This window comes from Nitrosophilus sp. (genome assembly GCF_982775275.1).
In genome coordinates, this window is the sequence record NZ_CEXZHP010000107.1 from 1 (window position 1) to 1,266 (window position 1,266).

Below are 1,266 nucleotides of genomic sequence, written 5' to 3' on the forward strand. Positions count from 1 at the left end.
AAAAACTAAATATGAACTAACTATCACATATCCAGCAATTATTGATCAGATAAACGAGGGTGAATATGTTTTTTTCGCCGATGGAAGTATTAGAACAAAAGTTATAAAAAAGGATAATGACTCTCTAACTTTAGAAGTAAAAAATAGCGGCGTGTTATCTAGCAAAAAAGGATTAAATTTTCCACACTCAAATATCAAGATTTCGGCGATTACTCCAAAAGATGAAAAAGATCTGATCTTTGGAGCAAAAAACGGAGTTGATTTAGTTGCTATAAGTTTTGTTAACAGCGCTCAAGATATCAAAAAAGCAAGAGATATCCTAAATCAAAACGGCGCAAATCCTTGGATCATAGCAAAGATCGAAACAAAAACGGCGATTTTAAATCTTGAAGAGATCTTAAACGAGTGTGACGGAGTTATGGTAGCAAGGGGAGATCTTGGCATCGAAGTTGGTATAGAGAGGGTCCCTATCATTCAAAAAAGAATCATCAAAGAGGCAAACAGACTTAAAAAACCGGTCATCGTAGCTACCCAGATGCTTTTGTCCATGGTAAACTCTCCTTTCCCCACAAGAGCCGAAGTTAGTGACGTAGCAAACGCGGTTATGGACGGAAGTGATGGGGTAATGCTAAGTGATGAAACAACCGTTGGAAAATATCCTCTAAAAGCCGTTGAGGTTTTAAAAAACGTTATTTTAGAGACGCAAAAGATATATCCTTATTATAAAAAATATGAAAGCCAAGAGAGCGACGCTATAGCCCAGGGAGTTGCCGATCTATGCAAAGCGATCAAGCCAAAAGCGATAGTTAGCTTTACAAGTAGCGGCACCACCGTAAAAAGCATAGCAAAATATAGACCCCAAACAAAAATAATCGCCGTCACTCACTCAAAAGAGACCTCTAGAAAATTAAAGCTTATATGGGGTGTTGAAGAGATTTTTGAGATACCAAAAATCAAAAGCACGGAAAAATTGATCGAAAAGTTTATCGATATAGCCTTAAGAGAAAAGATTTTAAATTCAAAAGATAAAATAATAGTAACAATGGGAAGTATTATCGGCAAGGAAGGAACAACAAATATGATAAGAGTTATAGAAATTTAACTCTCATAAATATTTTGGGGTCAGGTGATAACAATAATAACAGCGGCTTGATTTATGTTATTGTTATCACCTGACCCTTTTTATTTTTTATTTCCTTTTTATTTCATTCAAACTACAGTTCGCTTGCGAGTTTAAAAATATCATCATATTTTGAAACAAACTCT

General features: G+C 35.1%; 1 protein-coding gene. It reads left to right on the forward strand.

Going from position 1 to position 1,266, the window contains the following annotated elements:
- Positions 1-1,102, forward strand: a 1,102-nt coding sequence (pyk, locus tag AC30RD_RS06015; RefSeq protein ID WP_489493448.1) for a pyruvate kinase, incomplete at its 5' end; no start/stop codon positions are given.
- Positions 1,103-1,266: the final 164 nt, after the last annotated feature.